Below are 1,132 nucleotides of genomic sequence, written 5' to 3'. Positions count from 1 at the left end.
CTCGCCGTAGGGCGGTTCGGGCACCAGGTGCCGCCGCCGCAGTTCGGCGCAGCCTTCGAACGACTCCTCGATCCTGTTGTCCCACAGCGCGAATCCCGCCGCCGACCGCCCGAGCTCGCCCGCCACGGCAAGCACGTCGCCCGCGCGGGCGCCGTCGCGGCGCACCGGATGTCCGCCGGCCAGGTCGCCGAGCACCGTCACCGAGATCACCCACTGCGGTGACCGGACCAGGTCGCCGCCGACGATGCCCGCGCCGAGCCGGCGGGCCTCGTCCCACAACCCGTCGGCGAGTTCGACCGCCTGGGCGACGGGTGTGTCGGCGGGAGCGCCGAAGGCCACGACGAAGGCCGTCGCGCGCGCGCCCATCGCCTCGATGTCGGCGGCGTTCTGGGCGATGGCCTTGCGTCCCACGTCGTGAGGCGTTGACCAGTCCAGCCGGAAGTGCCGCCCGGCGACCAGCATGTCGGTCGACACCACCGTGCGCCCGTCGCCGGCCCGCACCACCGCGGCGTCGTCGCCGGGTCCCAGTTCCACCGCGGCCGGTTGCTCACGACCATTGACCAGCCGGTCGATCACCGCGAACTCCCCGGCCGTGGCCAGTGTTTCGGCCGGTTCGAAGCTCGCCATGTCGCCTCCTACCGGGCCGTTCGCGAAAATGAACACCGGCTCGACCTGCGGTACGTTTGGTCCCTGCGGCGTGGAGTCTATGCAGCGAGACAGAGGAGACGGCAGGTGGTCGAGGCTTTCATGCTGATCCAGACCGAGGTGGGCCGCGCCGAGGTCGTCGCCAAGCAACTCGCGGGACTGCCCGGTGTGGTGTCCTCGGAATACGTCACCGGGCCCTACGACGTGGTCGTGCGGGTGGCCGCCGACACGATGACCGACCTGACCGGCACCGTGGTGCCGTCGGTGCAGCAGAGCACCGGCATCACCCGCACGCTGACCTGCCCGATCGCCGACGGAGCCCAGCTCTAGGGTTGACCGCGTGACTGCACCGACCGGGGACGGGCCGCCGCGCGCGCTGATGATCGCGGCGGTCGCGGTGGCTGTCGCGGCGGTCGTGGTGCTGCTCGCGGTGGCGGCGATCCGGCAGGCCGACACACCGGCCGAGCCGGTGGCGATCTCGGCGGTG

Annotated in this window: 2 protein-coding genes; one reads left to right on the top strand and one right to left on the bottom strand. The window is 72.3% G+C overall.

The features are described 5' to 3' along the window. Positions 1-627 (bottom strand): thiamine-phosphate kinase (thiL, locus tag Q2100_RS31355; RefSeq protein ID WP_302917139.1); only part of this gene is annotated, 627 nt, incomplete at its 3' end. Positions 628-732: 105 nt separating this feature from the next. Here thiL and Q2100_RS31350 point away from each other — a divergent pair. Further along, positions 733-975: an Lrp/AsnC ligand binding domain-containing protein gene (locus Q2100_RS31350; RefSeq protein ID WP_302917138.1), complete on the top strand. Its 243-nt coding sequence runs from the start codon at positions 733-735 to the stop codon at positions 973-975. The last annotated feature ends 157 nt before the right edge of the window (positions 976-1,132 follow it).

The organism is Mycolicibacterium arseniciresistens, from assembly GCF_030519285.1.
Taxonomy (GTDB): domain Bacteria; phylum Actinomycetota; class Actinomycetes; order Mycobacteriales; family Mycobacteriaceae; genus Mycobacterium; species Mycobacterium arseniciresistens.
The sequence above is the reverse complement of the archived record's forward strand: the minus strand, read 5'-3'. Positions and strand labels throughout refer to the sequence as shown.